The organism is Streptomyces hokutonensis, from assembly GCF_042751305.1.
GTDB lineage: Bacteria > Actinomycetota > Actinomycetes > Streptomycetales > Streptomycetaceae > Streptomyces > Streptomyces hokutonensis_A.
The window spans coordinates 1-26981 of the sequence record NZ_JBHYWD010000016.1 but is presented as its reverse complement, the minus strand read 5'-3'; the positions used below and the strand labels follow the sequence as shown (position 1 = coordinate 26981).

Genomic DNA, 26981 nt, shown 5'->3' with positions numbered 1-26981 from the left:
GTGTGTGGCATCGCGGGCACCTACCGATGGCCGGACGGAAAGGCCGTCACCGACCGGCTCACCGACACCCTCGCCCACCGGGGCCCGGACGGCTCGGGCCGCTACGGCCACCCCCTGGGCGACGGCGAGGTGCAGCTCGGACACCGCAGGCTGGCCATCGTCGACCTGTCCGAGACCGGCGCCCAGCCGATGGTCTCGGACGGCCTCGCCCTGACGTACAACGGCGAGCTGTACAACGCACCAGAACTACGGGCCGAGTTGGAGGCCGCCGGGGTGCGCTTCCGCGGCACCTCCGACACCGAGGTGCTGCTGGAGGCCTGGCGGCGCTGGGGCACCGACTGCCTGCCCAGGCTGCGCGGCATGTTCGCGTTCGGCATCTTCGACGAGCGCACCGGCGACCTGGTGCTCGTCCGCGACCAGCTCGGCATCAAGCCGCTGTTCCTGCTCCGGCGCGGCGAGGGCCTGATGTTCGCCTCCGAGCTCAAGGCGCTCGCCGCCGCGACCGGCAAGTCCCTGGAGGTGGACCAGGCGGCGCTCGTGGCCTCCCTGCTCTACTACTGGGTGCCGGACTCGCGCTGCGCGTTCCGCGAGGCGGAGAAGCTGCCGCCGGGGAGCTGGCTGCGCTGCCGGCCCGACGGCCGGGTGGAACGCGGCAGCTTCTGGAACCTGAAGGACGTCGCCGCCGAGGGCCGGGACCGCGCTCTGGCCGGTGAGCGGCCGGACCTCGCCGCCATCGTCGAGGAGTCGACCCGCCGCCATCTGATCTCCGACGTGCCCGTGGCGACCTTCCTCTCCGGCGGCCTCGACTCCAGCTATCTCACCGCGCTGGCGGCCCGCCACCAGCCCGGGATCTCCGCCTACACGATCGGATTCCGCGCCGAAGACGCCAAGTTCGAGGCGATGCCCGACGACCTGCGCTACGCCCGCCAGGTCGCCCAGCAGTTCGGCGTCGACCTGCACGAGATCGAGATCGCGCCCAACGTGCTCGACCTGCTGCCGCAGATGACGTACAGCCTGGACGAGCCGATCGGCGACCCCGCCGCGATCAACACGTATCTGATCTGCATGGCCGCCCGGGAGGCCGGGGTCAAGGTGATGCTCTCGGGCATGGGCGCCGACGAGCTGTTCGCGGGGTACCGCAAGCACTTCGCCAACCTGCTCGCGCTGCGCTACCAGCGCGTCCCGCGACCCCTGCGGCGCGGGGTCTCCGGGGTCGTGGACCGGCTGCCCGTCGCCTCGGCCACCCGCGGCTACCGGTCGGTGCGCTTCGCGAAGCGGTTCCTCTCCTTCGCCGATCTGCCGGAGGAGACCGCGTTCCGGCGCAGCTACACCATGTACGACCAGGACGAGCTGCTCGCCCTGCTCAACCCGGACCTGGCCGGGACGGTCGACGACGTGATCACCGAGCACACGGACGTCTACGAGGACAACGACCTCGACGACTTCGTCAACCGCATGTGCCTGACCGACTCCCGCATGTTCCTGCCGGGTCTGAACCTCGCCTACACGGACCGCTCCAGCATGGCCGCCTCCACCGAGGTCCGGACGCCGTACGTCGACATCGAGGTGGTCAAGGCGGCGTTCACCGTGCCCGGCAACCGCAAGATCGTCGGCAGGCAGGGCAAGGCCGTCCTCAAGGAGGCGGCCACCTCGATCCTGCCCAAGGAGATCGTGTACCGGCCCAAGGGCCTGTTCAGCGCCCCGCTGCGGGCCTGGATGAGCCGGGACCTGGCGCCGCTGGTGCGCGAGGTGGTCAACGACGGCGAGCTCGTCCGGTCCGGGCTGCTGCGCCGTGACGCGCTGGCCCGGATGGTCGCCGAGGACGCCGCCGGACAGGCGGACTACTCCAAGCATCTGTGGCACGTACTGACCCTCGAGTACTGGTATCGCGACGCGACCTCTGGCTCCGCCCAGAGCACTCGGTCGACGGCTTAGGAATCAGGAGTTCTGGTGAAGCAGGTTGTACAGAACTACAAGAGCGGCGAGCTGGCGGTGCTCGACGTTCCGGTACCGGGGTGCAAGCCGGGCGGGGTGCTGGTGCGCAGCGCCTACTCGCTGATATCCACCGGCACCGAGCTCATGAAGGTCTCCGAGGCCGGCATGTCGATGCTGGGCAAGGCCCGCTCCCGGCCTGACCAGGTGGCCAAGGTCATGCAGAGCGTGGCCACCAACGGACTGCCCGCCACCTACCGCAAGGTGATGGGCAAGCTGGACTCCTACACCCCGCTGGGCTACTCGCTGTGCGGGGTGGTCGAGCAGGTCGGCGCCGGGATCGACGACGTGAAGGTCGGCGACCTGGTGGCCTGCGCGGGCAATGAACACGCGCTGCACGCCGAGCTGAACTGGGTGCCGAAGAACCTCTACGCCCCGGTCCCCGACGGCCTCGCCCCGCAGCACGCGGCCTTCGGCACCGTCGGCTCGATCGCGATGCAGGGCGTCCGCCAGGGCGAGCCGCAGCTCGGCGAGGTCGCCCTGGTCATCGGCCTCGGACTGATCGGACAGCTGGTCGTCCAGCTCCTCACCGCCGCAGGCGTCCGCGTGGTCGGCGCCGACCCCGACCCGACCCGCTGCGAACTCGCCGAACGCCTCGGCGCCGCCGCCTGCGGCGACCCCGCCTCCGCCGCCGTGGAGGCGGCCGTCGCCGAACTCACCGACGGCCACGGCGTGGACCAGGTGTTCCTGGCCGCAGGCGGCGGCAGCAACCAGCCCGTCGAACTGGCCGCCCGGCTCGCACGGGACCGCGGCCGGGTCGTCGACATCGGCAAGTGCCGCCTGGACCTGCCGTGGAACGCGTACTACGAGAAGGAACTCGACGTCCGCTTCTCCCGCTCCTACGGCCCCGGGCGCTACGACCCGTCGTACGAGCTGGAGGGCCGCGACTACCCGATCGGCTACGTCCGCTGGACCGAGCGCCGCAACCTCGCGTGCTTCCTCGACCTCGTCGCCCGCGGCCGCGTCGACGTGGAGCCCCTGGTCTCCCACATCGCCGACTTCGACGACGCCGTGGAGACGTACCAGCGGCTGAAGGACGGCGAGTTGAAGGCCGTGGCCGTGCTGTTCCGCTACCCCGAGCAGACGGAGGAAGCGGGGGAGGCGGAAGCCCCGTCGGTGGCCGTGCCCGCGGTCCGCCGCAGTGAGGGGACGTCCACCCCGGCCCGGTCCGCGAAGACTCCGGTGCGCCTCGCGTTCGTCGGCGCGGGCAACTACGCGACCTCGATGCTGCTGCCGCACCTGGCCCGGCGCGAGGGCGTCGAGCTGTCGACCGTCGTCACCACGACCGCGCTCTCCGGGGCCAACGCGCAGCGGAAGTTCGGCTTCGCCAAGGCGACCACCGACCTCGACGCCGTCCTCGGCGACAAGTCCGTCGACGCGGTGTTCGTGGTCACCCGGCATAGCTCGCACGCCGAACTGACCCGGCAGGCGCTGCTGGCCGGCAAGACCGTGTTCGTGGAGAAGCCCCTCGCTCTCACCGAGGACGAACTGGCCGGAGTGCTCGCGGCGGTCGAGGAGTCCGGCAACGACCGCCTCCAGGTGGGCTTCAACCGCCGCTTCGCACCGCTGCTGACGGAGGCCAAGGAGCGGTTCGGCGCCCGGACCGGTCCGGCGAGCCTGCGCTACCTGGTCAACGCGGGCAAGCTCCAGCACGGCAGCTGGTACCTCCAACAGGGCGCCGAGGGCACGCGGTTCGCCGGTGAGGGCGGCCACTTCATCGACACGGCGAGCTGGCTCCTCGACGCCGACCCGGTCTCCGTGTACGCGACGGCAGCGCCCGGCAACGAGGACCTCCAGGTCGTCCTGCGCTACCCGGACGGCTCCACCGCCACCATCAGCTACGTCACCTCCGGCGCCTCCGGCTTCCCCAAGGAGACCCTGGACCTGGTCGGGGACGGCAAGGTGCTGAAGCTCGACGACTTCGTCCGTGCCTCGGTCCACGGCCCCAAGAAGTGGGTCAGTTCGCGGCTGCCCAAGGCCCGGGACAAGGGGCAGAACGCCGAACTCGCCGCGTTCATCAAGGCTGTTCGGACCGGCGGGCCGATGCCGGTGCCGCTGGAGTCGCTGGTCGCCACCACGGCGGCCACCCTCGCCGTAGGGACCGGCCTGGCCGGCGGCGCGCCGGTGACCTTGGCGAGGACGCCATGAGCATGAGCGCGGGCTGGTACCTGCGCCGACTGTCCCGGATGGGCCCGCGTGAGATCGCGGGCCGGGCGGGCGACACCGTGCGCAGACGGCGCTGGCGGTCGGCGCGGCCCGACTCCCCGACCGTCACCGGCGCCCGGTTCACCTCCGTCCTGCCCGCGGGCACGGTCGCCGAGGTGGAGCCGGACGCCGTGAAACGGCTCGTCGCCGAGGCGGACCGACTGATGGCCGGGCACGCCGAGTTCTTCGGGGTGGACCGCGACGACCTCACCGACCCGGACTGGTTCCACGACCCGAAGACCGGGCGCCGGGCCCCGTCGGGCTACGCCTTCGACGTGCCGTACCGCGACGAGAACGTGGCCGGGGACATCAAGCAGATCTGGGAGCCGTCCCGGCACCAGTACCTCACCGTGCTCGCCGCCGCCTACGCGGTCACCGGCGACGAGCGGTACGCCGAGCGTGTCGCCGCGCACCTGCGGTCCTGGTGGGCGGCCAACCCGCCGCTGCAGGGCGTGCACTGGATCAGCGGTATCGAGCTGGGCATCCGGCTGCTGTCCTGGGTGTGGATCCGCCGGCTGCTCGACGGCTGGCCGGGCGCGGCCGAGCTGTTCGAGGACAACCCGGTCGCGCTGAACCAGATCTGGCACCACCAGCGCTGGCTGGCCGCCTTCCCCAGCCGGGGCTCCTCGGCGAACAACCACGTCATCGCCGAGACCGCAGGGCAGTTCGGCGCGGCCTGCGCCTTCAACTGGTTCCCCTCCTCGGCGCGTTGGCGCTCCGACGCGCTGCGCTCGCTGGAGCGGCAGCTGCGCGCCAACACCTTCGACTCCGGCCTCAACCGCGAGCTGGCCACCGAGTACCACGGACTCGTGCTGGAACTCGGCCTGGCCGCGCTGGCCGAGGCCGACGCCGCCGACGTGCCGGTCCCCGAGTCGCTCCGGCTGGTGCTGCTGCGGATGACCGACGCCCTCGCGGCCGTCGTGGACAACCGGCTGCGCCCGCCCCGCCAGGGCGACGCGGACGACGGCTTCGGCCTGATCGTGGACGGCGAGGGCACCGACCGCTGGGGCTCGCTGCTGGCCACCGGCGCGGCCGTGTTCGGCCGGCTCGACTGGTGGCCGCAGGTGACCGGCACCGACGTGCGCACCCCGCTGCTGGCCGCGCTCATCAGGCCGTACGCGAACGAGGGAACCGCCCGCCCGGCGACCAGGCCCGACCGCTTCGCCGACGCGGGGCTCACCGTCCTGCGCGGTCCGGAGGAGATCTGGTGCCGCTGCGACGGCGGTCCGCACGGCTTCCTGTCCATCGCCGCGCACGCCCACGCCGACGCGCTGTCCGTGGAGGTCCGGCACGACGGGATCGACGTGCTCGCCGACCCGGGGACGTACTGCTACCACGGACAGCCCGAGTGGCGGCGGTACTTCCGGTCGACCCTCGGTCACAACACCCTGGAGCTTGACGGCGGTGACCAGTCCGTCTCCGGCGGCCCGTTCCTGTGGACCCGGCACGCCCGCACCCGCGTCCTGGACGTGGACAACTCCCGTGCGGGGGTGGCCCGTTGGGCCGCCGAACACGACGGCTACCAGGGCTCGGTGCACCGCCGCCGAGTGGAACTCACGGCCGAGAGCCAGGAGTTGAGGATCGTCGACGAGGTGACCGGCCCGCGCCGGGACGTGCGACTGGCGTTCCACCTCGGGCCTGCGGTCGCCGCGGACCTGGTGGGGCACCGGGCGGTGCTCACCTGGATCCGGGACGGCGAGGGGCGCTCCGCGGTGCTCGACCTGCCCGAGCAGCTGTCCTGGCGGGCGCACCGCGGCGAGAGCGAACCGCCGCTGGGCTGGTACTCCGCCGGATTCGGACGCAAGGAACCCACCACCACACTCATCGGCACCGGTTCCTCCGACGTCACGGACGGGTTCACCACCGTGCTCGGGTTCCGCGGCCAGGGGGGCGCGTGGGCAACATGAGACGGCACTGGGCACCGGCGGTCGCACCGCTGGTGCTGCTCCTCCTGACGGTCACCGGCTGCGACAACACGTCGAGCGCCCCGGCCGCGACGAAGCCGCACGCCGCGCCGTCCACGGCCACGTCCGCCGCCCGGTCCGTGGCCCGGGTGTGCGCCAACCCCGCCGCCGGACCGGCGACGGCGCCGGCGGGCGCGGTGACCGTGGACCCCAAGGTGGTCGGCGACCTGGCGGCGAAGACCAAGAAGAGCCCCCCGAACACCACGTTCTGGCTCAAGCCGGGGACGCACACGCTTGAGCGGGACCGCTACGCACAGGTCATCCCCAAGAAGGGCGACCACTACATCGGCGCGCCGGGTGCGGTGTTCGACGGCCGCAAGGTCAACCAGTACGCCTTCACCGGCAACGCCGCCGACGTCACCATCCGCTATCTCACCGTGCGGGGATTCGTCGCGCCGCAGGACGAGGGCGTCGTCAACCACGACTCGGCCGACGGGTGGGTCGTCGAACACTCGACGATCGAGGACAACTCCGGCGCCGGACTGATGGCCGGCGCCCGCCAGCAGGTCCGCGCCGACTGCCTGCGCGACAACGGCCAGTACGGCATGAACGCCTACAAGGGCAACGGCCGCCTCACCGGCCTGGTGGTCCAGGGCAACGAGATCGTCGGCAACAACACCGGTGACTGGGAGCGGAAGCAGAAGGGCTGCGGCTGCACCGGAGGCATCAAGTTCTGGGAGGTCAACGGCGCCGACATCAGCGGGAACTGGGTGCACGACAACCGCGGCACCGGGCTGTGGGCGGACACCAACAACAACGACTTCCTCATCGAGAACAACGTGATCGAGGCCAACGACGGTGCCGCACTGATCTACGAGACGAGCTACAACGCGGTCATCCGGGACAACACGATCCGGCGGAACAACTGGGTCGAGGGCCGCAAGGCGGCCGACGGCGGCGACAACTTCCCGTACGCGACGATCTATCTGTCGGAGTCCGGCGGCGAGCCACGGGTCAAGGCCCGCACCCACAAGATCGAGATCTACGGGAACGTGCTGGAGAACAACTGGAACGGGATCACCCTGTGGGAGAACGCCGACCGGTTCTGCAACAGCCCGGCCAACACCTCCTCCGGTGACTGCACGCTGCTGGTGAAGAAGACCAGCAGCTGTGTGCGCCCGGCGATCGCCAAGGCACCGCTCTACTCGGACTGCCGGTGGAAGACCCAGTGGGTGGACATCCACGACAACCGCTTCGTGCTCGACGAGTCCGTCGTCAAGTGCACGGAGATGTGCGACCGCATGGCGGTGCTGTCCAACTACGGCACCTATCCGGACTGGTCGCCGTACCACGGCGAAGGGGTGGCCGACGCCATCACCGAGCAGCAGCACAACAGTTGGCACGCCAACGTCTACGTCGGCCCGTGGAAGTTCGTCGCCGAGGACCAGAGCAAGGTGCTCGACTTCGTGCAGTGGCAGATGGCGCCGTACCAGCAGGACAAGGACAGCACCCTCGACCTACAGGCCGGTGGTTGAGATGAGTGAGAACTCCACGCGTGAACCGGACACGGTCGGAACGCTGCCCGGCACCGAGCCGCCTCGCCCGGCCGGCACACCGAAGACCGTCGGGATCGTCTGGGGGCTGCTGGTCCTCAACACGCTCGGCTCCGCCGGGGCGAAGACCATTGTCCCGCTGCCCCGCTCCCTCATCCAGATGGTCACCATGGGCTCGCTGGTCGCCGCGTTCGGTCTGGCCCTCCTGGTCAACCAGCGGGTGCGCGTCCGGTCCAGCTCCTACGTGCTGCTGCTCTCCCTGCTGCTGGTGTCCAGCGTGATCTCCAGCGCGAGCCTGGAGTCCGGGATGGGCGCGCTGTTCCGCTGCTTCCGGCTGACCCTCTTCGTCGGCACCCTGTGGCTGCTCAGCCGCTGGTGGGACGGCAGCCTGACCTTCGTCCGCTACCACATCCGGGCCTACTTCGCGGTCCTCGGCTCGGTGGCCCTCGGCCTGGTCGTCTCCCCGGGCAAGGCTCTGCCCGACCTCTACGGCGGACGCCTGGTCGGTGCGCTGTGGCCGCTCACCCCGCCGCAGATCGGGCAGTACGCGGCGGTCATCATCGGGCTCACCGCGCTGCTCGTCATCGGCAGGCGGACCGACCGGACCAGCGCCGTGCTGGTCATCGTGCCGTCGCTGGTGCTGCTCGCGCTGACCCACACCCGGACGGCCACCCTCGGCCTGCTGCTCGGGCTGTCGCTCGCGATCGGCTCGCTCGTCCTGACCAGTGCCGCGGCCCGCCGCTTCTTCAGCTGGTCGGTGCTGATCTCCGTGGTGGCCGCGGTCGGCTTCGCCTCCGCGCTGCAGACCTGGTTCCTGCGCGGCCAGAGCCAGGAGAACTTCTCCAGCCTCACCGGCCGGGCCAAGGTCTGGAACGCTCTGCTGGCCGAGCCCCGGTCGACCGCGCAGCAGCTGTTCGGCGTGGGGCTGGGCGACAAGTCGTTCGGCGGGCTGCCGATCGACAACAGCTGGCTGGCCGTCTACAACGAGCAGGGTCTGGTCGGTGTCACCCTCGTCGCGGTGATCATCGTCGTGCTGGGCGGTGTCGCGCTGCTGCGCCCGCCGTCGTTGCAGCGGGCCTGCGCGATCTTCCTGATCAGCTACTGCGCGATCGCCTCGTACACCGAGGCGGGACTCGGCGACGCCTCGCCGTATCTGCTCCATCTGGCCCTGGCCGCCTCGCTGTTGGCGGCACCGGCCAAGGCCGCTCCGCTCGCGCTGCCCGAAGCCCCTCGACGGCGCGTCCCGCGCTGGGCCCGTGGATCGGAGGTGAAGTGAGCATGCACGTTCTCGTGGTGCACAACCGCTACAACTCGGCGCAGCCGAGCGGGGAGAACAACGTCGTCGACCAGGAGGTGGAGCTGCTGCGCGCGGCCGGCCACCGGGTCGAGCTGTTCGAGCGGCGCAGCGACGACATCGGCGGACGCTCCCTCCTCGGCAAGGTCGCGGTGCCGCTCCTGGTGCCGTGGAACCCGGCCGTGCGCAAGGAGTTGGCCGCCAAGCTGCGCGCCGAACGGCCGGACGTGGTGCACGTCCACAACGTGTTCCCGCTCCTGTCGCCCGCGGTCCTCGCCGCCTGCGCCGACGCCGGAGTGCCCGCCGTCGCCACGCTGCACAACTACACCCAGGTGTGCCCGCCCGGCACCCTCCAGCGGGACGGCCGCCCGTGCACCGAGTGCGTGGGCTCGACACCGCTGCCCGCCGTCCGGCACGGCTGCTACCGCAACTCCAGCCTCGCGACCGTGCCGCTCGCCGTCAGCCTCTCGGTCAACCGGCGGCGCTGGTGGACCGGTGTGGAGCGCTTCCTGTGCATCTCCGCCGCGCAGCGCGACGTCCTGGTGAGCTCGGGCATGCCGGCCGAACGCCTCGCGGTGAAGCACAACTTCGTCCCCGAACCCGACATCCGCCGGGAGGGAGCGGGCGAGCAGCTGCTCTATCTCGGCCGGCTCGCCGAGGCCAAGGGCGTACGGCTGCTCATGGCCGCGTGGGACGAGGTCGCGGCCGGCGGAGGTGTGGGCGTCCCGCTCGCGATCGCCGGCACCGGGCCGCTGGAGAAGGAGGTCACCGCCTGGGCGGCCGGCCGGGACGACGTGCGCTACGTCGGCCTGCTGGACCCGGCGGAGTGCCGCAAGGCCATCGCGCGGTCCGTCGCCGTGATCGCGCCCTCGACCTGGCTGGAGGCGTTCGGCCTGGTGGTCGTGGAGGCGATGGCGGCCGGGGTGCCGACCGTCGCCGCCGGCCACGGCGCCTTCGTCGAACTCGTCGAGGACGGCGTCACCGGGCTGCTGCACAAGCCGGGCGAGGCCGCCTCGCTCGCGGCCGGCATCCGCCGGATCGCTGCCGCTCCGGACCGCAACCGGGAGATGGGCGAGGCCGCCCGGCGCCGCTACGAGCAGGGGTTCAGCCCGGCTGTCGGCCTGGAGCGCCTGCTGGAGGAGTACCGCACCGCGATCGCGGGACGGTCAGCACTGGCTCGCGGTGGGGACACCCACGCGGGCAGGGGGGATGGGGACAGCACATGACACGATGCCGACTCTGCGGCTCGGAAGCGATGGCGAGCGTCGTCGACCTGGGGGCGACACCGCCGTGTGAGAGCTTTCTCGCCGCGGACCAACTGGACCTGCCGGAACCGGCGTACCCGCTGCACCTGCGGGTCTGCACCGACTGCTGGCTGGCGCAGATACCGCCGCTGATCACGCCGGAGGAGACGTTCAAGGAGTACGCGTACTTCTCCTCGTTCTCGACGTCCTGGGTGGAGCACGCGCGCACGTTCGTCGACGGCGCGGTCGAGCGCCTCGGCCTCGGCACCGACGCCTTCGTGGTCGAGGTCGCGAGCAACGACGGCTACCTGCTGCGGCACGTGGTGGACCGGGGGATCCGCTGCCTGGGCATCGAGCCCTCGGTGAACGTCGGTGCCGCGGCGCGCGAGGCGGGCGTGCCCACGTTCACGGACTTCCTGAGCCCCGACACCGGCGCGGCCGTCCGCGCCGAGCACGGCCCGGCGAACCTGGTCGTGGCCAACAACGTGTACGCGCACATCCCCGACGTCGTCGGCTTCACCCAGGGCCTGCGCGCCCTGGTCGCCGACGACGGCTGGGTCTCCATCGAGGTGCAGCACCTGCTGACCCTGATCGAGGACAACCAGTACGACACCATCTACCACGAGCACTTCCAGTACTACACCGTCGCCTCCGCGATCCGGGCCCTCGCCAGCGGCGGACTCACCCTCGTGGACGTCGAGTTGCTGCCCACCCACGGCGGCTCCATCCGCCTGTGGTCGCGCCCGGCCGAGGCCGCGGGGGAGCCCTCGCAGCGGGTGGCCGACGTACTGGCCCGCGAAAAGGCCGCCGGGCTTCAGGAGTTGGCCGGATACACCGAGTTCTCCGCCCGGGTCGCCAAGGTGCGCCGGGACCTGCTCCGGTTCCTCATCGACGCGGCCGACCGCGGCGAGACGGTCGTCGGCTACGGCGCTCCCGGCAAGGGCAACACCCTGCTCAACCACTGCGGCATCCGCCCCGACCTGCTCGCGTACACGGTCGACCGCAACCCGTACAAGCACGGCCGGTTCACCCCCGGCACCCGCATCCCGATCCTGCCGCCCGAGCAGATCGCCGCCGACAAGCCGGACTACGTCCTCGTCCTCCCGTGGAACCTGCGGGCCGAACTGGTCGAGCAGCTGTCCTTCGTCCACGAGTGGGGCGGCCGGCTCGTCTTCCCCATCCCCGAACTGAGCATCGTCGAGGTCGCGCAGCCGAAAGAGGTCACAGCATGAAGGTCGTCCTGTTCTGCGGCGGTTACGGGATGCGCATGCGCAACGGAACCTCCGACGACGTTCCCAAGCCCATGGCGATGGTCGGGCCGAGACCCCTGATCTGGCACGTCATGCGCTACTACGCGCACTTCGGGCACAAGGAGTTCATCCTCTGCCTGGGCTACGGGGCCCACCACATCAAGGACTTCTTCCTCAACTACGAGGAGACGGTGTCCAACGACTTCGTACTGCGCGGCGGACAGACCGAGTTGCTCTCCACCGACATCGCCGACTGGACGATCACCTTCGCGCAGACCGGCATCGAGTCGCCCATCGGGGAGCGGCTGCGCCGGGTGCGCCACCACCTGGACGGCGACGAGATGTTCCTCGCCAACTACGCCGACGTGCTGACCGACGCCCCGCTGCCGGAGATGATCGACAAGTTCGCCCAGCGCGACGCCGGCGCGTCGATGATGGTCGTGCCGCCCCAATCCTCCTTCCACTGCGTGGAGTTGGGTGAGGACGGACTGGTGGGCGGCATCACCGCGGTGAGCGACATGCCGCTGTGGGAGAACGGCGGCTACTTCGTACTCCGCCAGGAGGTCTTCGACCACATACCGGAGAACGGCGATCTGGTCGCCGACGGCTGCTCCCAACTCGCCAAGCGGGGACGGCTGGTGGCCCATCAGCACCGCGGCTTCTGGAAGCCGACCGACACCGTGAAGGAGCGGGCCGCGCTCGACGAGGCCTACGCGCGGGGCGACCGCCCGTGGGCCGTGTGGGAGCGGGACAGCGCGGGGGTGCGTGCGTGATCAGGCTCGGAGCCGGTCGGCTCGACCGGATCGTGGCGGTGGGCGCGCACTGCGACGACATCGCCATCGGCGCCGGCGGCACTCTGCTGACGCTGTGCCAGGCGCGGCCCGGCATCCGCGTCGACGCGCTGGTGCTCTCCGGCGGCGGCAGCGAGCGCGAGCAGGAGGAACAGGCCGCGCTCACCGCCTTCTGCCCGGGCGCCGACCTGCGGCTGACCGTGCACAAACTGCCGGACGGCCGGCTGCCCGCCCATTGGGAGGAGGCCAAGGCCGCCGTCGAGGAACTGCGCGCGCAGACCGAGCCCGAGCTGGTCCTCGCGCCGCGCACCGACGACGCCCACCAGGACCACCGCGGTCTGGCGCAACTGATGACCACGGCGTTCCGCGACCACCTCGTGCTCGGCTACGAGATCGTCAAGTGGGACGGCGACCTCGGCCGGCCGGCGGCCTACCAGCCGCTGGAGACCGAGACCGCCGAAGAGAAGGTACGGCTGCTGCAGGAGCACTACCCCTCGCAGCGCCACCGCCCGTGGTACGACCGGGAGGCCTTCCTCGGCCTCGCCCGGATCCGCGGTATCGAATGCCACGCGCGCTACGCCGAGGCCTTCGCCGTCACCAAACTCACGCTCAACCTGGGGGGTTGAACACCTTGCGCGTACTTCTGACCGGACACCAGGGATATCTGGGCACCGTGATGGCACCCGTCCTCACCGCCGCAGGACACGAGGTCGTCGGCCTCGACTCCGGCCTGTTCGCCGACTCCGTCCTCGGCCCGCAGCCCGCCGACCCGCCCGGCGTGCGGGTGGACCTGCGCGACCTCACCGCGGAGCACGTGGCCGGGTTCGACGCGGTGATCCACCTGGCCGCGCTGTCCAACGACCCGCTCGGCTCGCTGGCGCCGGAACTCACCTACGACATCAACCACCACGCCTCCGTACGGCTGGCGAAGCTGGCTCGTGACGCGGGAGTCGGGCGCTTCCTGTACGCGTCTACGTGCTCCGTCTACGGCGCCTCCGGTGGCGACGATCTGGTCACCGAGGACGCCCCGCTGCGCCCGGTGACGCCGTACGCGGAGTCGAAGGTGCGGGTCGAGGACGACGTGCACGCGCTGGCCGACGACGACTTCACCCCGGTGTTCATGCGCAACGCCACCGCCTTCGGCTACTCGCCCAGGCTGCGCGCCGACATCGTGCTGAACAACCTGGTGGGGCATGCCCTGTTGTCCGGCGAGGTCCTTGTCCTCTCCGACGGCACCCCCTGGCGCCCGCTGGTGCACGCGGCCGACATCGCGCGCGCCTTCACGGCCGCGCTCACCGCACCGCGCGAGGCGGTCCACGACCGGGCGTTCAACATCGGCAGCGAGATCAACAACGTCACCGTCGCCGAGATCGCCGAGCAGGTCGCCGAGGCGGTGTCCGGCGCGAAGGTGGTGATCACCGGCGAGAACGGCGCCGACCCGCGCTCGTACCGGGTGGACTTCTCCCGCTTCCGCAACGCCATCCCCGACTTCGACTGCGAGTGGACGGTGAAGCAGGGCGCCCTCGAACTCGCCGATGCCTACCGGAAGTTCGACCTGACCCGGGAGGACTTCGAGCAGCGCTTCACCCGCCTCGCGGTGCTCAAGGCGGCCTCCGAGGCCGGCACCGTCGACGACACCCTGCGGTGGCGCCGATGACATCGGTCGGCGAGGAGATGCACGCACTGGTGGAGCGGCTCTACCCGCTCTGCCGGAGCATCACCGGCGACGGCGTGCGCGCCACCCTGGACATCGTCGGCGAGTACGTCCCCTTGCAGGTGCACGAGGTGCCGACCGGGACGCAGGTGCTCGACTGGACCGTTCCACAGGAGTGGAACATCCGGGACGCGTACATCGCCGACGCCACCGGCCGGCGGGTCGTCGACTTCGCCGAGTCCAGCCTGCACGTGCTCGGCTACAGCGTTCCGGTGTCGAGGACCATGCCGCTCTCCGAGCTGCGCGAACACCTGCACACGCTGCCGGAGCACCCGAACTGGGTGCCGTACCGCACGAGTTACTACAAGCCGGAGTGGGGTTTCTGCCTGGCCCAGGAGACCCTGGACGCGCTGCCCGACGGCGAGTACGAGGTGCGGATCGACTCCACCCTCGCGGACGGCCACCTCACCTACGCCGAGCACGTGGTCCCCGGGCAGGTGGCCGACGAGGTCATCGTCTCCTGCCACACCTGCCACCCCTCGCTGGCCAACGACAACCTGGCAGGCATCGCGGTCGCGACCTTCCTGGCCCGCGCGCTGGCCCGGCAAACGCCGTACTACACCTACCGGTTCATCTACGCCCCCGGCACCATCGGGGCGATTACCTGGCTGGCCCGCAACGCGGAACGCGTCGAGCGGGTCAAGCACGGGCTCGTGCTTGCCTGCGCCGGAGACACGGGCCAACTGACGTACAAGCAAAGCCGACGCGGCGACGCGGAGATCGACCGCGTGCTGCAACACGTACTGGCCGCGTCCGAACGCCCGCACCACATCAACGAGTTCACGCCCTACGGCTACGACGAGCGGCAGTACTGCTCACCCGGGTTCAACCTCGGCGTGGGCTCGCTCAGCCGGACCCCGTACGCGGGCTACCCCGAGTACCACACCTCGGCGGACAACCCGGACTTCGTCTCCCCGGAGGCGATGGCCGACACCCTCGCCGTCTGCCGCGAGGCGTTCGCCGTTCTCGACCGCAACCGGCGCTATCTCAACCTCAGCCCCTGCGGCGAACCCCAGCTCGGCCGGCGCGGGCTGTACGACGCGCTCGGCGGCCGCAGCGACACCAAGCAGGCACAGATGGCCATGCTCTGGGTACTCAACCTCTCCGATGGCGAGCACAGTCTGCTGGACGTCGCCGAGCGGTCCGGGCTGCCGTTCGACAGCGTCGCCGGAGCGGCCGACGCCCTGCACGAGGCCGGACTGATCAAGACATGACACCGATGACCACCGACGGGGAGAACCCCCAGACGACCGACAGACCCGCCCGGTCCGCCAAACGGGCCCTCGTCGGCCGGCTCTCCTGGGGACTGGCCGACCAGGCGGCCTCCAGCATCAGCAACTTCGCGGTGGGCATCTACGTCGCCCGCTCGCTGGGGGTGACCGCGTTCGGCGTGTTCAGCCTCGCCTGGGTGACCTACGGCGTGGTGCTCAACGTCTCGCGGGGCCTGGCCACCGACCCGCTCGTGGTCCGCTTCAGCGGAGTGCCCCAGGCGTCCTGGCGCGGGGCGGTGGCCCGCTCGACGGGCACCGCGCTCGGCGTCGGCACGGCCCTCGGAGTGCTCTGCCTGGCGGCCGGACTCGGCCTCGGCGGCCGGGTCGGGCCCGCCTTCGCCGCCCTCGGCCTCATGATGCCGGGACTGCTGCTCCAGGACGCCTGGCGGTTCTCGTTCTTCGCCGCGGGCGACGGGCGGAAGGCGTTCGTCAACGACATCGTGTGGGGCATCGCGCTGATCCCCGCCATGGTGGTGGCGGCCCATGTCGACACCGTGGCAGCCTTCGTGCTCGCCTGGGGCGCGTCCGCCACGGTCGCGGCCGGATACGGCTGCGTCCAGTCCGGCATCCGGCCCCGGCCGGCCCAGGCCCGCGGCTGGCTGCGCGAACAGCGCGACCTCGGCTACCGGTACCTGGTCGAGAACGTCAGCCTCAGCGGCGCGAGCCAACTCCGGGCGTACGGCCTCGGCGTGATCGTCGGAGTGAGCGCGGTCGGCGCGGTGCGCGGCGCCGAACTCCTCCTCGGCCCCTTCCTCGCCGTACTCATGGGGCTCTCGCTGGTCACCGTCCCCGAGGCGGCCCGCGTGCTGCGACAGGCCCCGCACCGACTGGGCAGGTTCTGCCTCTACCTCGGCGGGGGACAGGCCACCGGAGCCCTGCTCTGGGGCTCGGCGCTGCTGCTGATGCCGGGCAGGCTGGGCGAGTTGGCGCTCGGTGACGTCTGGCACTCCTCCTCGCACCTCATCGTGCAGATCACCCTCAGCGTCGCCGGAGCGGGCCTCGGCACCGGCGCCGCCGCCGGACTCCGCGCACTCGGCGCCGCCCGCCGCAGCCTGCGCTGCCAGCTCTTCGCCTCCGCCTGCTACGTCAGCGGCGGACTCGGCGGAGCGGCCCTCGGCGGCACAGCGGGCTCGGCCTGGGGCGTCGCCGCCGCGACCATCAGCGGCTCGGCCGTGTGGTGGCTGCAACTGCGCTCCGCCCTGCGCGAGCACCACCGCGAAACCATCCCCGAAGTGAGGACCTCATGACCGACCGACCGCGGCTGAGCATCGGCCTGCCCGTGTACAACGGCGAGGAGTACCTGGCCGAGTCGTTCGACGCCCTCCTCGGCCAGACCTACGAGGACTTCGAACTGGTCGTCTCCGACAACGCCTCCACCGACGGCACCGAGGCCATCTGCCGCAAGTATGCCGCCCAGGACTCCCGCATCCGGTACATCCGGCTGCCCCGCAACATCGGCGCCACCCCGAACCACAACCACGTCTTCGCCGAGTCCCGCGGCGAACTCTTCAAGTGGGCCTCGCACGACGACCTCTACGGCCGCGACCTGCTGACGCGCTGCATCGAGGCCCTGGACGAGCGGCCGGACGTCATCCTCGCCCACACCGACCAGGCGGTGATCGACGGCGACGGCCAGGTGACGGTCCCGTACGAGTACACGCTCGCCACCGGATCCCCGAGCGCGCCGGAGCGCTTCCGCAGTCTGCTGTTCGAGCCGGGCGGCGACGACTTCTACGGCGTGATGCGCGCCGACATGCTGCGCCGGGTGAAACCGATGGACAGCTACCACCACGCGGACCGCACCTTCGTCGCCGAGATCACCCTGCACGGACGCTTCCACCAGGTCCCGGAACTCCTCTACTTCCGCCGCGACCACCCCACCCGCGCCGAACGCGCCAACCCCTCCAAGCGCGCCCGCTGCGTCAACCTCGACCCGCGCCGGGCGGGCGCACTGCACCCGACGCCCCGGCTGCTCGCCGAGTACATCTGGGGCTTCGCCTCCGCGATCCGACGGGCACCGCTGTCCCCGGCCGACCGGCGCGCCTGCTACCGCCACCTCGCTTCCTGGATGACCAGCCGGGTCCGCCCGGGCGCCGGCGAGCGGGTCGAGGACCGCGCCCCGGTCGACCCGGCCCAGCTCACGGTCTCCGTGGACGCACTCGTCGCCGGCCGCGAAGGGAGGCACGCATGACGTCCGTGCCCGAACTGCCGGTGCGCGTCGGGGTGTTCGGCCTGCTCGGCTCCGGCAACCTCGGCAACGACGGATCGCTCGAAGCCGTCCTCGGCTACCTCCGCGCCGACCACCCGGACGCGATCGTGGACGCCCTGTGCGGCGGGCCCGAGGCCGTGACCGCCCGGTTCGGGATCCCCGCCACCCGGATGCACTGGAACCGCGCCGAGTACCGCACCGCGTCCCGCCTGGGGTCGATCGCGGCGAAGGGGTTGGGCAAGTTCGTCGACATCTTCCGCACCGCCGCCTGGGTGCGCCGCCACGACGTGGTGATCGTGCCGGGCATGGGCGTCCTGGAAGCGACGCTGCCCCTGCGTCCGTGGGGCTTCCCGTACTCTCTCTTCCTGCTCTGCGCGAGCGGCCGCCTGACGGGCACCCGGGTCGCGCTGGTCAGCGTCGGCGCCGCCGAGATCCGCAACCGGCCCACCCGCGCCCTGGTCCGCTGGTCGGGGCGGCTGGCCGCCTACCGCTCCTATCGGGACGCCCAGTCCCGGGACGCGATGCGGGCGATGGGCGTGGACACCGCGCGCGACGAGGTCTACCCGGACCTCGCCTTCTCCCTGCCGGCCCCGCAGTCGAGCGCGCCCTCGGACACGCCGGGCACGGTCTGCGTCGGCGTCATGGACTTCCACGGCGGCAACGACGACCGCGCCCGCGCCGACGAGATCTACGGGCGCTATCTCGACGGGACGATCCGGTTCGTCCGCACCCTGGTCGAGGAGGGCCGGCCGGTCCGGCTGCTCACCGGCGACCGCTGCGACGCCACGGTGGTCGCCGCGATCCTCGAAGCGGTCGACTCACCACTGGTGACGGCCGCCGAACCGACCTCCCTGGACGACCTGATGAGGGAGATGACGGCCGCCGACACCGTGGTGGCGGTCAGGTACCACAACCTGATCTGCGCGCTGAAGACCGGCACACCGGTGCTCGCGCTCAGCTACGCGGCCAAGAGCGACGCGCTCATGGAGCGGATGGGCCTCGGCGCGTACTGCCACCCGGCGCGCGAGGTCGACGCCGACCGGTTGCTGGAGCAATTCCGGGCGCTGGAGAAGCGAGCGCCCGAGCTGCGCCAGACCCTCACCGAGCGGAACGAGGCCGCCGCCCGCCAACTGCAGGACCAGTTCAGCTCGTTGACCGCGGCCGTGTTCCCCGCGACCCACCACACCCACGCCCGCCAGGAGTCTCCATGAAAGTCACCGAAGTCCCGGAGATAGCCGGCGCGTTCCTCTTCGAGCCGACGCCGTACACCGACGAACGCGGCTTCTTCTGCCGCACGTTCGACGCCGACGTGGTCCGCTCGGTGGGGATCGACCCGGACGCCTTCGTCCAGGACAGCCTGTCCCGCTCGGTCCGGGGCGTGGTGCGCGGCCTGCACCTGCGATCCGGCGCCGGCGAGGCCAAGTTGGTGCGCTGCTCGTACGGGCGGATCTTCGACGTCGTCGTGGACCTGCGGCCGGATTCGCCGACGTATCGCAATTGGACTTCCTTTGAACTCACAGGAGAATCACAACCAACTCTTTACATTCCCGCGGGCTGCGGGCACGGTTTTCAAGCACTGACCGACACCGCCGACACTTCGTACCGGATCGACCGCCCGCACGATCCGTCGGAGGACGTGACCATCGCCTTCGACGACCCGGAGCTGGCCATTCCCTGGCCGCTGCCGGTTGCACTGATGTCCCAGCGGGACCGCGAGGCGCCGAGCCTCGCCGAGGTCCTGAAGCACAGAGAAAGTTGAGGTCCTCGTGGACACCGAAGTGCTTGACCTGCCCCTGTCGCGGACAGCCAATGAGCGGCTGCACGCGTTGATCCCCGGGGGCGCTCACACCTACGCCAAGGGCGACGACCAGTACCCCGAGAACCTGGCCCCGGTCATCAGCCACGGCAGCGGTGCCCACGTGTGGGACGTCGACGGCAACCGCTACATCGAGTACGGCTCCGGCCTGCGGTCGGTCAGCCTCGGCCACGCCCACCCGCGCGTGATCGAGGCGGTACGGCGCGAACTCGGCCGCGGCAGCAACTTCGTCCGGCCGTCCATCGTGGAGGTCGAGGCCGCCGAACGCTTCCTCGCCACCGTGCCGACCGCCGAGATGGTGAAGTTCGCGAAGAACGGCTCCGACGCCACCTCCGCCGCGGTCCGCCTCGCCCGCGCCGTCACCGGCCGCTCACGGGTGGCCCTCTGCTCCGACCACCCGTTCTTCTCCGTCGACGACTGGTTCATCGGCACGACGCCGATGTCCGCCGGCATCCCGTCCACGACCACCGAACTCATCGCGTCCTTCCCCTACGGCGACCTGGCCGCCACGGAGGAGCTGTTCACCCGCTACCCGGACGAGATCGCCTGCCTGATCCTCGAACCCGCCACCCACACCGAGCCCCCGCCCGGCTACCTCGCCGGCCTCCGCCAACTGGCCGACCGGCACGGCTGCGTCCTGATCTTCGACGAGATGATCACCGGCTTCCGCTGGTCCGAGTCGGGCGCCCAGGGCCTCTACGGCGTCGTCCCCGACCTCTCCACGTTCGGCAAGGCGCTGGGCAACGGATTCGCCGTCTCCGCGCTGGCGGGGCGCCGCGACCTGATGGAGCGCGGCGGGCTGCGCGACTCGGGCGACCGCGACCGGGTGTTCCTGCTGTCCACCACGCACGGCGCCGAGACGCACTCCCTGGCCGCCGCGATGGCCGTGCAGGCGACCTACGTCGAGGAGGGCATCACCGCGCGGCTGCACTCCCTCGGAGAGCGGCTGGCCGCCGGTGTCCGCGACGTCGCGGAGGCCATGGGCGTGGGCGACCACGTAGTCGTCCGGGGCCGGGCCAGCAACCTGGTCTTCAACACCCTCGACGAGAACCTGCAGCCGTCGCAGCAGTACCGCACCCTGTTCCTGCGCCGGCTTCTCGCGGGCGGGGTGCTCGCCCCGTCCTTCGTGGTGAGCAGCGCGCTCGACGACGAGGACATCGACCGCACCGTCGACGTGGTGGCCCAGGCATGCGCCGTGTACCGCAAGGCACTTGACGCCGCCGACCCCACCCCCTGGCTGGCCGGGCGGCCGGTGAAGCCGGTGTTCCGCCGCCTGGCGTGAGGTGACGTGACGTCAGGGGCGCTCGCGCCGACCGGCGTCGGCCGTCCTGCGGGACGGCCGGTCACCCAGCCGGTCGGCCGCCCGGTCGACCAGCCACGCGGTCGCCGGAACCACCGCCAGCGCGGTGCACCAGCCGCCGAGGGCGTCGGTCGGGTAGTGCGCGCCCAGCCCGACCTCCGCCCACCCCATGATCACGCCCGCCACCAGCCCCGCCCCGAGCACGAGTGACGTACCGGCCGCCCTCCCGAGGCCGAGCCGGTCCGTCGCCAGCAGCGCCGCCATGAGCGCGAGCGCGGTGGCGAAAGCGGTGTGCCCGCTCGGATACGACAGGTTGCCGGGCCCGTGGATGGTCCGCCCCACCACATGCTTGAGCACCGTGGTCGTCCCCACGGTCACCCCGGCCCCGGCGACGACGAGCACGGCCATACGGGGACGCCGGACCACCAGGCAGCCCACGACACCGCCCACGATCACCAACGCCGACCCCACGGGTTCCCCCAAGAAGTCCAGCACCAGAGCGACTTGGCGCCACGGCGCCCGCACACTGTCCGACGTCGGCGGGAAGATCCACCGGTCCACCGCACCGGGCGCACTGTGCCCGGAGTACAGCACCCCGATCACGACGACCACCAGCGCGCCGAGCACCCCGATCAGCCCGAGCCGTGGCCCCAGCGACGCGGGCAGCACCGCACGCGCCACGCTCTCGCCCGGCCCGGCTTCCAGGTCCTCTCCTGCCGCACGATCCAACGCGAGCCCCCCTCGTGTCCCCTTCGTGAGCCATCAGCACCCTAACTCCTGGGCATCGAGGACACGCAGATGAGGAGGTTCCCGGCCGCGGGAATCCGGCAGGTGGCAACGGCGGTGGGAGGAACTCGGCGAGATCAGCCTGGCGAAGCTGGAGGAGAAGCACCTGCTGCGCGCCTTCAGCGCGCTGATGGCCGTGGCGACGCCCGAAGAACAGCGCACCCTCCTCGCCAAGGCCCCGGCCCCCGCCCGCCTCCTCTGGCGCCTCTTCGGCCGCCGCGCCCACGCCCGCAGGGAGGCCCGCCTGCGCGCGGGCCACGGGGGCTGAGCCACTGGGGAGCGCCGGTCCGTGGAGTTGCTTATAGTGCGGCATGTTGCGTGAGAGGCAACGTCGAGTCCGGGGTTCACCTGTCCTCTGGATGCCTTGACAAGGGTTTGGGGGCGCCCTCAAACTGACGTTGCGCTTACCGCAATCCGTTTCGCTATACGCACCGAGGTGTCATGATGATTCCCGCGTGCCTTCTCGTGGATCTGCCGCGAGGCGAGGCCTACCGGCTCGACATCGATCCGCCGGTTTCGGTGTTCCACACCGACGACGGCGAGGTCTTCGCCATCGACGACACGTGCACTCACCAGGACGCCTCGCTCGCCGACGGCTGGCTGGAGGGCTGCGAGGTGGAATGCCCGCTGCACGCCTCGAAGTTCGACCTGCGGACCGGAGCGGTCGACGCCCCGCCGGCCAAGCGCCCGGTGCGTACCCATGAGGTGCTCGTCCAGGACGGCATGATCTACGTCGTGCCGTCCACGGACGCCCCGAACCTGCCGCCCTGCGTCGCGTCCCGGCTCGCCGGCGGACCCGCGTGAGGACCGTGGCCGTGGTCGGCGCCTCGCTGGCCGGGCTGTCGGCGGCACGCTCACTGCGGAAACAGGGCTACGACGGACGGCTCGTCGTCATCGGCGACGAACCCCATCGCCCCTACGACAGACCGCCGTTGTCCAAGGAGTTCCTGGTCGGCACCCTCGGCGAGGCCGATCTCGCGCTGGAGTCGGACGACGAGGACCTGCGCGCCGAGTGGCTGCTCGGCGTCCGTGCCGTCGCCCTCCAAGCCGACGGCACGGAACGGGTGTTGACCCTCGAGGACGGCCGGGAGATCCGGGCCGACGGGGTCGTCCTCGCGACCGGCGCGGTGGCGCGCAACCTGCCGGGCACGGACGGTCTGGCCGGCGTGCACACCCTGCGCACCCTGGACGACGCCCGCGCCCTGCGCGACGAACTCGCCCTGGGCGGACGGCTGGTGGTGATCGGCGGCGGCTTCATCGGCGCCGAGGTCGCCTCCACCGCGTACGCCCTCGGACTCGACGTGACGGTGATCGAAGCGGCACCGACCCCCCTCGCCGGCCCCCTCGGCGAGACCATGGGCGGCATCGTCTCCGCCCTCCACGAGGCCCACGGCGTACGGCTGTTGTGCGGTGCCGGGGTGAAAGGGCTGAGCGGGGAGACCCGTGTCGACGCGGTGCTGCTGGAGGACGGACGTACCGTCCCCGCGGACATCGTCGTCGTAGGTGTCGGCGCCCGCCCGTGCGTCGACTGGCTCGAAGGCTCCGGCGTCGAACTCGACAACGGCGTCAAGTGCGGTGCGGACGGCCGTACCGGCCTCGCCGGCGTGGTCGCCGTAGGAGACTGTGCCAACTGGTACGACCCGCGGGCGGGTTCGCACCGGCGGGTCGAGCACTGGACCGGTGCGCGGGAGCGGCCCGACGCGGCCGTTGCCGCGCTGCTGTCCTGGGGGGCGGCGGAGCCGGGGGTGCCCCGGCCGCCGTACTTCTGGTCGGACCAGTACGGCGTGAAGATCCAGTTCGCCGGTCACGCGGCCGGTGCCGACAGTGTGACCGTCGAGGAGGGCGCCCCGGGCGACCGGAGCTTCCTCGCCGTCTACCGGTGTGCCGGGCAGCCGGTCGCCGTGCTCGCGATGGACCAGCCGCGGCTGTTCATGCGGTGGCGCAAGCAGCTTGCCACCAGCGCGAGTTGACCCGTACCTACGCAGTCCGGAGTCGCTCTTCCCGGCGCGTGAATGACCGACCCACGACGTTCTCCGAGGAGTGCACTGTGACCTCGACCAGCCTGCCGGACAGCCTGATCGCCACCCTGCCCGGCTCCTCCTACACGGACCCGGCCCTCTTCGCCCAGGAACAGGAACGCATCTTCGAGACGATGTGGTTCTGCGTCGTGCGCTCCTCCGACCTGGCCAAACCCGGCGCCTTCCGGACCGTGGACGTCGGCCGCGAGAGCATCCTCGTCACCCGCGCCCGCGACAACTCGATACGCGCCTACTTCAACGTCTGCCGGCACCGCGGCGCCAAGCTCTGCACGGAGGAGGCCGGCGAGGTCAAGCGGGCTTTCCAGTGCCCGTACCACGCCTGGACGTACGACCTGAACGGCAAGCTGGTCGCGGCACCCAACCTCACCAAGATGCCCGACGTCGGCCGTACCGAATTCGGACTGGTGAGCGTCGCCGTCCGCGAATGGCTCGGCTATGTGTGGGTCAACCTGGCAGAGAACCCGCCGTCGTTCGACGAGGACGTCATCAGCGAGGTCGTCACCCGGCTCGGCGACGTGGAGTCGCTGGAGCACTACGACATCGACCACCTCTCGGTGGGCCGGCGCATCGTCTACGACGTCAAGGCCAACTGGAAGCTCATCATCGAGAACTTCATGGAGTGCTACCACTGCGCCACGATCCACCCCGAACTCACCGAAGTACTCCCGGAGTTCGCCGACGGCTACGCCGCCCAGTACTACGTCGGCCACGGCGCGGAGTTCGGCGAGGAGGTCCAGGGATTCACGGTTGACGGTTCGGAGGGGCTCGACCGCATCCCCGGGGTCAGCGAGGACCAGGACCGCCGCTACTACGCGATCACCATCAAGCCGCAGGTGTTCATCAACCTCGTCCCCGACCACGTGATCTTCCACCGCATGTACCCGGTGGCCGTCGACCGCACGATCGTCGAGTGCGACTGGCTCTACCTCCCGCACGTCGTCGAGAGCGGCAAGGACGTCAGCCGGTCCGTGGAACTCTTCGACCGGGTCAACCGCCAGGACTTCGAGGCCTGCGAGCGCACGCAGCCCGGGATGAGCTCACGGATGTACGCCAAGGGCGGGGTGCTGGTGCCCAGCGAGCATCACATCGGCGCGTTCCACGACTGGGTGAACGAGCGCCTGGGGATCAACGCGGGGTGACTCAGCCCAGGTAGCCCATGCGGTGGCTGATCTCCTCGGCGCCCTTGACCAGGATCGGGGCGAGTTCGTGCAGCCGCTCCTCGGTGAACCGGTACGCCGGTCCCGAGGCGCTCACCGCCGCGATGACCTCGCCGTCCCGGTTGCGCACCGGTGCGGCCACGGCGTGCAGCCCGACCTCCAACTCCTCCAGCGTCCAGGCGTATCCGCGCTCCCGGGCGTCGGCGAGGTTCTTCTCCAGCTTCGTCTTCGAGGTGATGGTCCCCGGGGTCACCTTCTTCAGGCCGGCCTCCGACAGCAGCGCGGCGCGCTCCTTGGCGGGCATGTGCGCGAGCAGGACCTTGCCGCTGGAGGTGGCGTGCAACGGGGTCAGTTCACCGACCCAGTTGTGCGCGGTGACGGCGCCGGGGCCGCGGACCTCGTACAGGTTGATCGCGTACTGCTCCTGCATCACCGCGATGTTGACCGTCTCGCCGATCTCCTCGGCGAGACGCTCGCAGACCGGGCGGCCCTGCTGCGTGATGTCGATCCGCCCGGTGACCGCACCGGCCAGCCGCACGATCCCGAACCCGAGCCGGTACTTGCCCCGCTCACCCGCCTGCTCCACCAGCCCGCGCGCCTCCAGCGCCCCGAGCAGCCGGAACGCGGTCGACTTGTGCACGTCGATCTCCCCGGCCACCTCGCTGACCCCGGCCTCGCCGCGCTGCGCGAGAATCTCCAGCACGCTGATGGCGCGGTCCACGGACTGCACCCCGCCGGACTGCGAACCTGTCGTTTCAGTATCTGGACTGTAGTTGCTCACAGCGAAACTATACGCGTAGTACGCTACAAGGTGTTTACTGCGGGGACTCTGACCAGGTCTTTTGGGCTGGTAGCGGATGGTTCGAGGGTCGAAGGGCGCACCGCTTCTACCTGCGAGTTCCCGGAAGTTCCCGCGGAAATGTGCACTGATTGTGCACTGGGTCCGGGCGGTGGATGGTGGTCGGGATGACCGCTGCCGATGCCCAGCGGGAGGGTGCGGTCACGAGTCGGGCCTTCGATCTCGACGCCTGGATCCGACCGCTGTGCGCTCTGGTTGTGGCGGGGGTGGCCGCATACGCCTCGTACGTGCACCAGCGGGAGTTCGCTCACCAGGGTGGAGCGGACGCGGTCAGCGCCTCGTTGTGGCCGCTGTCGGTCGACGGGCTACTGCTCTTGGCGACGGTGGGACTGTTGAAACCCTCGGGCTTGCGGACACGGCGAGCGCGGGGTGCCGTGTGGACCGCCTTTCTGCTGGGAATCGCGGTCTCGTTGGCCGCGAACGTCGCGGCGGCACCGGCTTTGGAGTGGAAGCCGGTGCTTGTTGCGGGGTGGCCGCCGGTGGCCTTGCTCCTGTCGGTTGAACTTCTGGTGCACAGACCGGATCGTGAGATGGCGGATCTCTCCGAGGGTGGTATTTCGGGGGAGGACGACGGTCCGCAGGGCGATGACCCTTTGTTGGCGAGAGCGTTGGTGCTTGATGCCCGGCACCGGGCCGTGCGGCAACGGCCGATCTCTGCCGAGACCTTACGGAAGGAACTGCGCGTCGGCGCAGTGCGGTCGCGGCAGCTGACTGCTCTTGTCCGGATGCGCCGGGGTGGTTTCGGGCGCGCTGATGGATCTCGCGACGTGACGGAGGGATCTGGCTGACGGTGCGACATCGGGAGACCACGGCATGGGGCCAGCCTCGTGTGCGCGGGGCACAGTACTTCCGACGCTCCGTCAGTGCGTGGACGAGCAGGATGGTGCGGCGCGCGGAACACCAGGGGCGCCATGTTGCATGCGTCAGGCGAACACTCTGAACCCTTGGGGCCAGCCTGAGCGTTCGGGCAGGTTCCCGCAATGGACCGTGACTATGATCGTGGCCTGTCCGCCGGGGGAAAGATTCGCCCGCGAAGCGTTGACCCGCACTCAGTCGTTGTTCATGCACACCGCGGGCGCGGCGCCAGCTGCACGACGCCGGCTCGGGAACCGTCCGACCGGGCCAACGAACCGATCTCATCATCCTCGACCGGGACATCACCAAGGTGCCAGTAAAGGACATCCGCGCCACCCAGGTCCGGTACACCCTGATCTCCCGAGGGGTGGTCCACGACGCGGTGTCCCGGACTGGACGTGCCCGAACCGAGGCGGCGCAGCACATCGGCGCGCACAGCGCCGGCCGCACAGCCGGTGGCTCCTGCTACCAAGTGCGCTGACTCGCACGGACCAACGCGGCCCGGCTCACCCAGGCAGCAGTCGGGGCACGGCGCAGAGGCCCGCCGACCACGGAATATCGCCTTGGCTTCGGTCCCCGTCAGTCGAGAGGGGATACGTGGCCTGGGCGTCGCTCTGACCAGGGACCTTCGGACGTGTCTCCGAGCGGGGGTGCGAGCCGGGGGGCTCTCGGGAGAACACCGGGGGGCGCCCTCCCGCGCGCGTGGGGCGGGGGGCGGGGGGCGGCGGGGAGGGGGGCGCGG

The 26981-nt window shown here is 70.9% G+C and carries 23 protein-coding genes; 21 read left to right on the top strand and 2 right to left on the bottom strand.

Annotation, left to right across the window (positions count from 1 at the left end; translation table 11 throughout):
- The 16 genes from asnB to ACFXC1_RS34150 are packed head-to-tail and all read left to right on the top strand — an operon-like array spanning position 1 to position 20525.
- Positions 1-1935, top strand: a complete 1935-nt coding sequence (asnB, locus tag ACFXC1_RS34225) for an asparagine synthase (glutamine-hydrolyzing) (protein WP_381250264.1) — start codon at positions 1-3, stop codon at positions 1933-1935.
- A 15-nt stretch (positions 1936-1950) separates the two neighbouring features.
- A complete protein-coding gene (locus ACFXC1_RS34220; protein ID WP_381250261.1) occupies positions 1951-4140 on the top strand; it encodes a bi-domain-containing oxidoreductase in 2190 nt (729 codons plus the stop codon).
- Positions 4137-6104, top strand: coding sequence for a heparinase II/III family protein (locus tag ACFXC1_RS34215; RefSeq protein ID WP_381250258.1), 1968 nt, complete (start codon positions 4137-4139; stop codon positions 6102-6104). Before ACFXC1_RS34220 ends, ACFXC1_RS34215 begins: the two co-directional genes overlap by 4 nt.
- The gene (locus ACFXC1_RS34210) at positions 6101-7636 is read left to right on the top strand and encodes a right-handed parallel beta-helix repeat-containing protein (protein ID WP_381250666.1); all 1536 of its coding nucleotides are present in this window, start codon (positions 6101-6103) and stop codon (positions 7634-7636) included. The genes ACFXC1_RS34215 and ACFXC1_RS34210 overlap by 4 nt, the downstream gene beginning before the upstream one ends.
- Position 7637: 1 nt before the next feature.
- The gene (locus ACFXC1_RS34205) at positions 7638-8930 is read left to right on the top strand and encodes an O-antigen ligase domain-containing protein (RefSeq protein ID WP_381250255.1); all 1293 of its coding nucleotides are present in this window, start codon (positions 7638-7640) and stop codon (positions 8928-8930) included.
- Between the two features lie 2 nt (positions 8931-8932).
- Positions 8933-10174, top strand: a complete 1242-nt coding sequence (locus ACFXC1_RS34200; protein ID WP_381250252.1) for a glycosyltransferase — start codon at positions 8933-8935, stop codon at positions 10172-10174.
- Positions 10171-11424, top strand: coding sequence for a class I SAM-dependent methyltransferase (locus ACFXC1_RS34195; protein WP_381250249.1), 1254 nt, complete (start codon positions 10171-10173; stop codon positions 11422-11424). The genes ACFXC1_RS34200 and ACFXC1_RS34195 overlap by 4 nt, the downstream gene beginning before the upstream one ends.
- Entirely contained in the window at positions 11421-12215 is a 795-nt protein-coding gene (locus ACFXC1_RS34190) for a sugar phosphate nucleotidyltransferase (RefSeq protein ID WP_381250246.1), read from the top strand. Before ACFXC1_RS34195 ends, ACFXC1_RS34190 begins: the two co-directional genes overlap by 4 nt.
- Complete coding sequence (locus tag ACFXC1_RS34185; RefSeq protein ID WP_381250243.1) at positions 12212-12859, top strand: PIG-L deacetylase family protein; 648 nt, start codon at positions 12212-12214, stop codon at positions 12857-12859. Before ACFXC1_RS34190 ends, ACFXC1_RS34185 begins: the two co-directional genes overlap by 4 nt.
- 5 nt (positions 12860-12864) lie before the next feature.
- Positions 12865-13890 (top strand): NAD-dependent epimerase/dehydratase family protein, encoded by a 1026-nt coding sequence (locus tag ACFXC1_RS34180; protein WP_381250240.1) that lies wholly within the window; start codon positions 12865-12867, stop codon positions 13888-13890.
- On the top strand, positions 13887-15161 hold the full coding sequence (locus ACFXC1_RS34175) for a DUF4910 domain-containing protein (protein WP_381250237.1): 1275 nt from the start codon (positions 13887-13889) through the stop codon (positions 15159-15161). The genes ACFXC1_RS34180 and ACFXC1_RS34175 overlap by 4 nt, the downstream gene beginning before the upstream one ends.
- The gene (locus ACFXC1_RS34170) at positions 15158-16465 is read left to right on the top strand and encodes an MATE family efflux transporter (RefSeq protein ID WP_381250235.1); all 1308 of its coding nucleotides are present in this window, start codon (positions 15158-15160) and stop codon (positions 16463-16465) included. Before ACFXC1_RS34175 ends, ACFXC1_RS34170 begins: the two co-directional genes overlap by 4 nt.
- Positions 16462-17409: a glycosyltransferase family 2 protein gene (locus tag ACFXC1_RS34165; RefSeq protein WP_381250232.1), complete on the top strand. Its 948-nt coding sequence runs from the start codon at positions 16462-16464 to the stop codon at positions 17407-17409. Before ACFXC1_RS34170 ends, ACFXC1_RS34165 begins: the two co-directional genes overlap by 4 nt.
- The gene (locus ACFXC1_RS34160) at positions 17406-18638 is read left to right on the top strand and encodes a polysaccharide pyruvyl transferase family protein (protein ID WP_381250229.1); all 1233 of its coding nucleotides are present in this window, start codon (positions 17406-17408) and stop codon (positions 18636-18638) included. Before ACFXC1_RS34165 ends, ACFXC1_RS34160 begins: the two co-directional genes overlap by 4 nt.
- On the top strand, positions 18635-19186 hold the full coding sequence (gene rfbC / locus ACFXC1_RS34155) for a dTDP-4-dehydrorhamnose 3,5-epimerase (protein ID WP_381250226.1): 552 nt from the start codon (positions 18635-18637) through the stop codon (positions 19184-19186). Before ACFXC1_RS34160 ends, rfbC begins: the two co-directional genes overlap by 4 nt.
- A gap of 7 nt (positions 19187-19193) precedes the next feature.
- Positions 19194-20525 (top strand): glutamate-1-semialdehyde 2,1-aminomutase, encoded by a 1332-nt coding sequence (locus tag ACFXC1_RS34150; RefSeq protein ID WP_381250223.1) that lies wholly within the window; start codon positions 19194-19196, stop codon positions 20523-20525.
- A 12-nt stretch (positions 20526-20537) separates the two neighbouring features.
- Here ACFXC1_RS34150 and ACFXC1_RS34145 read toward each other — a convergent pair whose 3' ends face one another.
- Positions 20538-21272 (bottom strand): phosphatase PAP2 family protein, encoded by a 735-nt coding sequence (locus ACFXC1_RS34145; protein WP_381250220.1) that lies wholly within the window; start codon positions 21270-21272, stop codon positions 20538-20540.
- 193 nt (positions 21273-21465) lie between these two features.
- On the opposite strand from ACFXC1_RS34145, the gene ACFXC1_RS34140 reads away from it, so the two are divergent.
- The 4 genes from ACFXC1_RS34140 (at position 21466) to ACFXC1_RS34125 (ending at position 24507) form a co-directional block, all read left to right on the top strand.
- Entirely contained in the window at positions 21466-21597 is a 132-nt protein-coding gene (locus tag ACFXC1_RS34140) for a hypothetical protein (protein WP_381250217.1), read from the top strand.
- A gap of 173 nt (positions 21598-21770) precedes the next feature.
- Positions 21771-22133: a bifunctional 3-phenylpropionate/cinnamic acid dioxygenase ferredoxin subunit gene (locus tag ACFXC1_RS34135; protein ID WP_019069625.1), complete on the top strand. Its 363-nt coding sequence runs from the start codon at positions 21771-21773 to the stop codon at positions 22131-22133.
- Positions 22130-23299, top strand: coding sequence for an NAD(P)/FAD-dependent oxidoreductase (locus ACFXC1_RS34130; RefSeq protein WP_381250214.1), 1170 nt, complete (start codon positions 22130-22132; stop codon positions 23297-23299). Before ACFXC1_RS34135 ends, ACFXC1_RS34130 begins: the two co-directional genes overlap by 4 nt.
- Before the next feature lie 77 nt (positions 23300-23376).
- Positions 23377-24507, top strand: a complete 1131-nt coding sequence (locus tag ACFXC1_RS34125; protein ID WP_381250212.1) for an aromatic ring-hydroxylating oxygenase subunit alpha — start codon at positions 23377-23379, stop codon at positions 24505-24507.
- Position 24508: 1 nt separating this feature from the next.
- On the opposite strand, the gene ACFXC1_RS34120 is transcribed toward ACFXC1_RS34125, so the two are convergent.
- A complete protein-coding gene (locus ACFXC1_RS34120; protein ID WP_381250664.1) occupies positions 24509-25255 on the bottom strand; it encodes an IclR family transcriptional regulator in 747 nt (248 codons plus the stop codon).
- Positions 25256-25491: 236 nt separating this feature from the next.
- Between ACFXC1_RS34120 and ACFXC1_RS34115 the strand changes: the two genes are divergently transcribed.
- A complete protein-coding gene (locus tag ACFXC1_RS34115) occupies positions 25492-26172 on the top strand; it encodes a DUF2637 domain-containing protein (protein ID WP_381250210.1) in 681 nt (226 codons plus the stop codon).
- Positions 26173-26981: the final 809 nt, after the last annotated feature.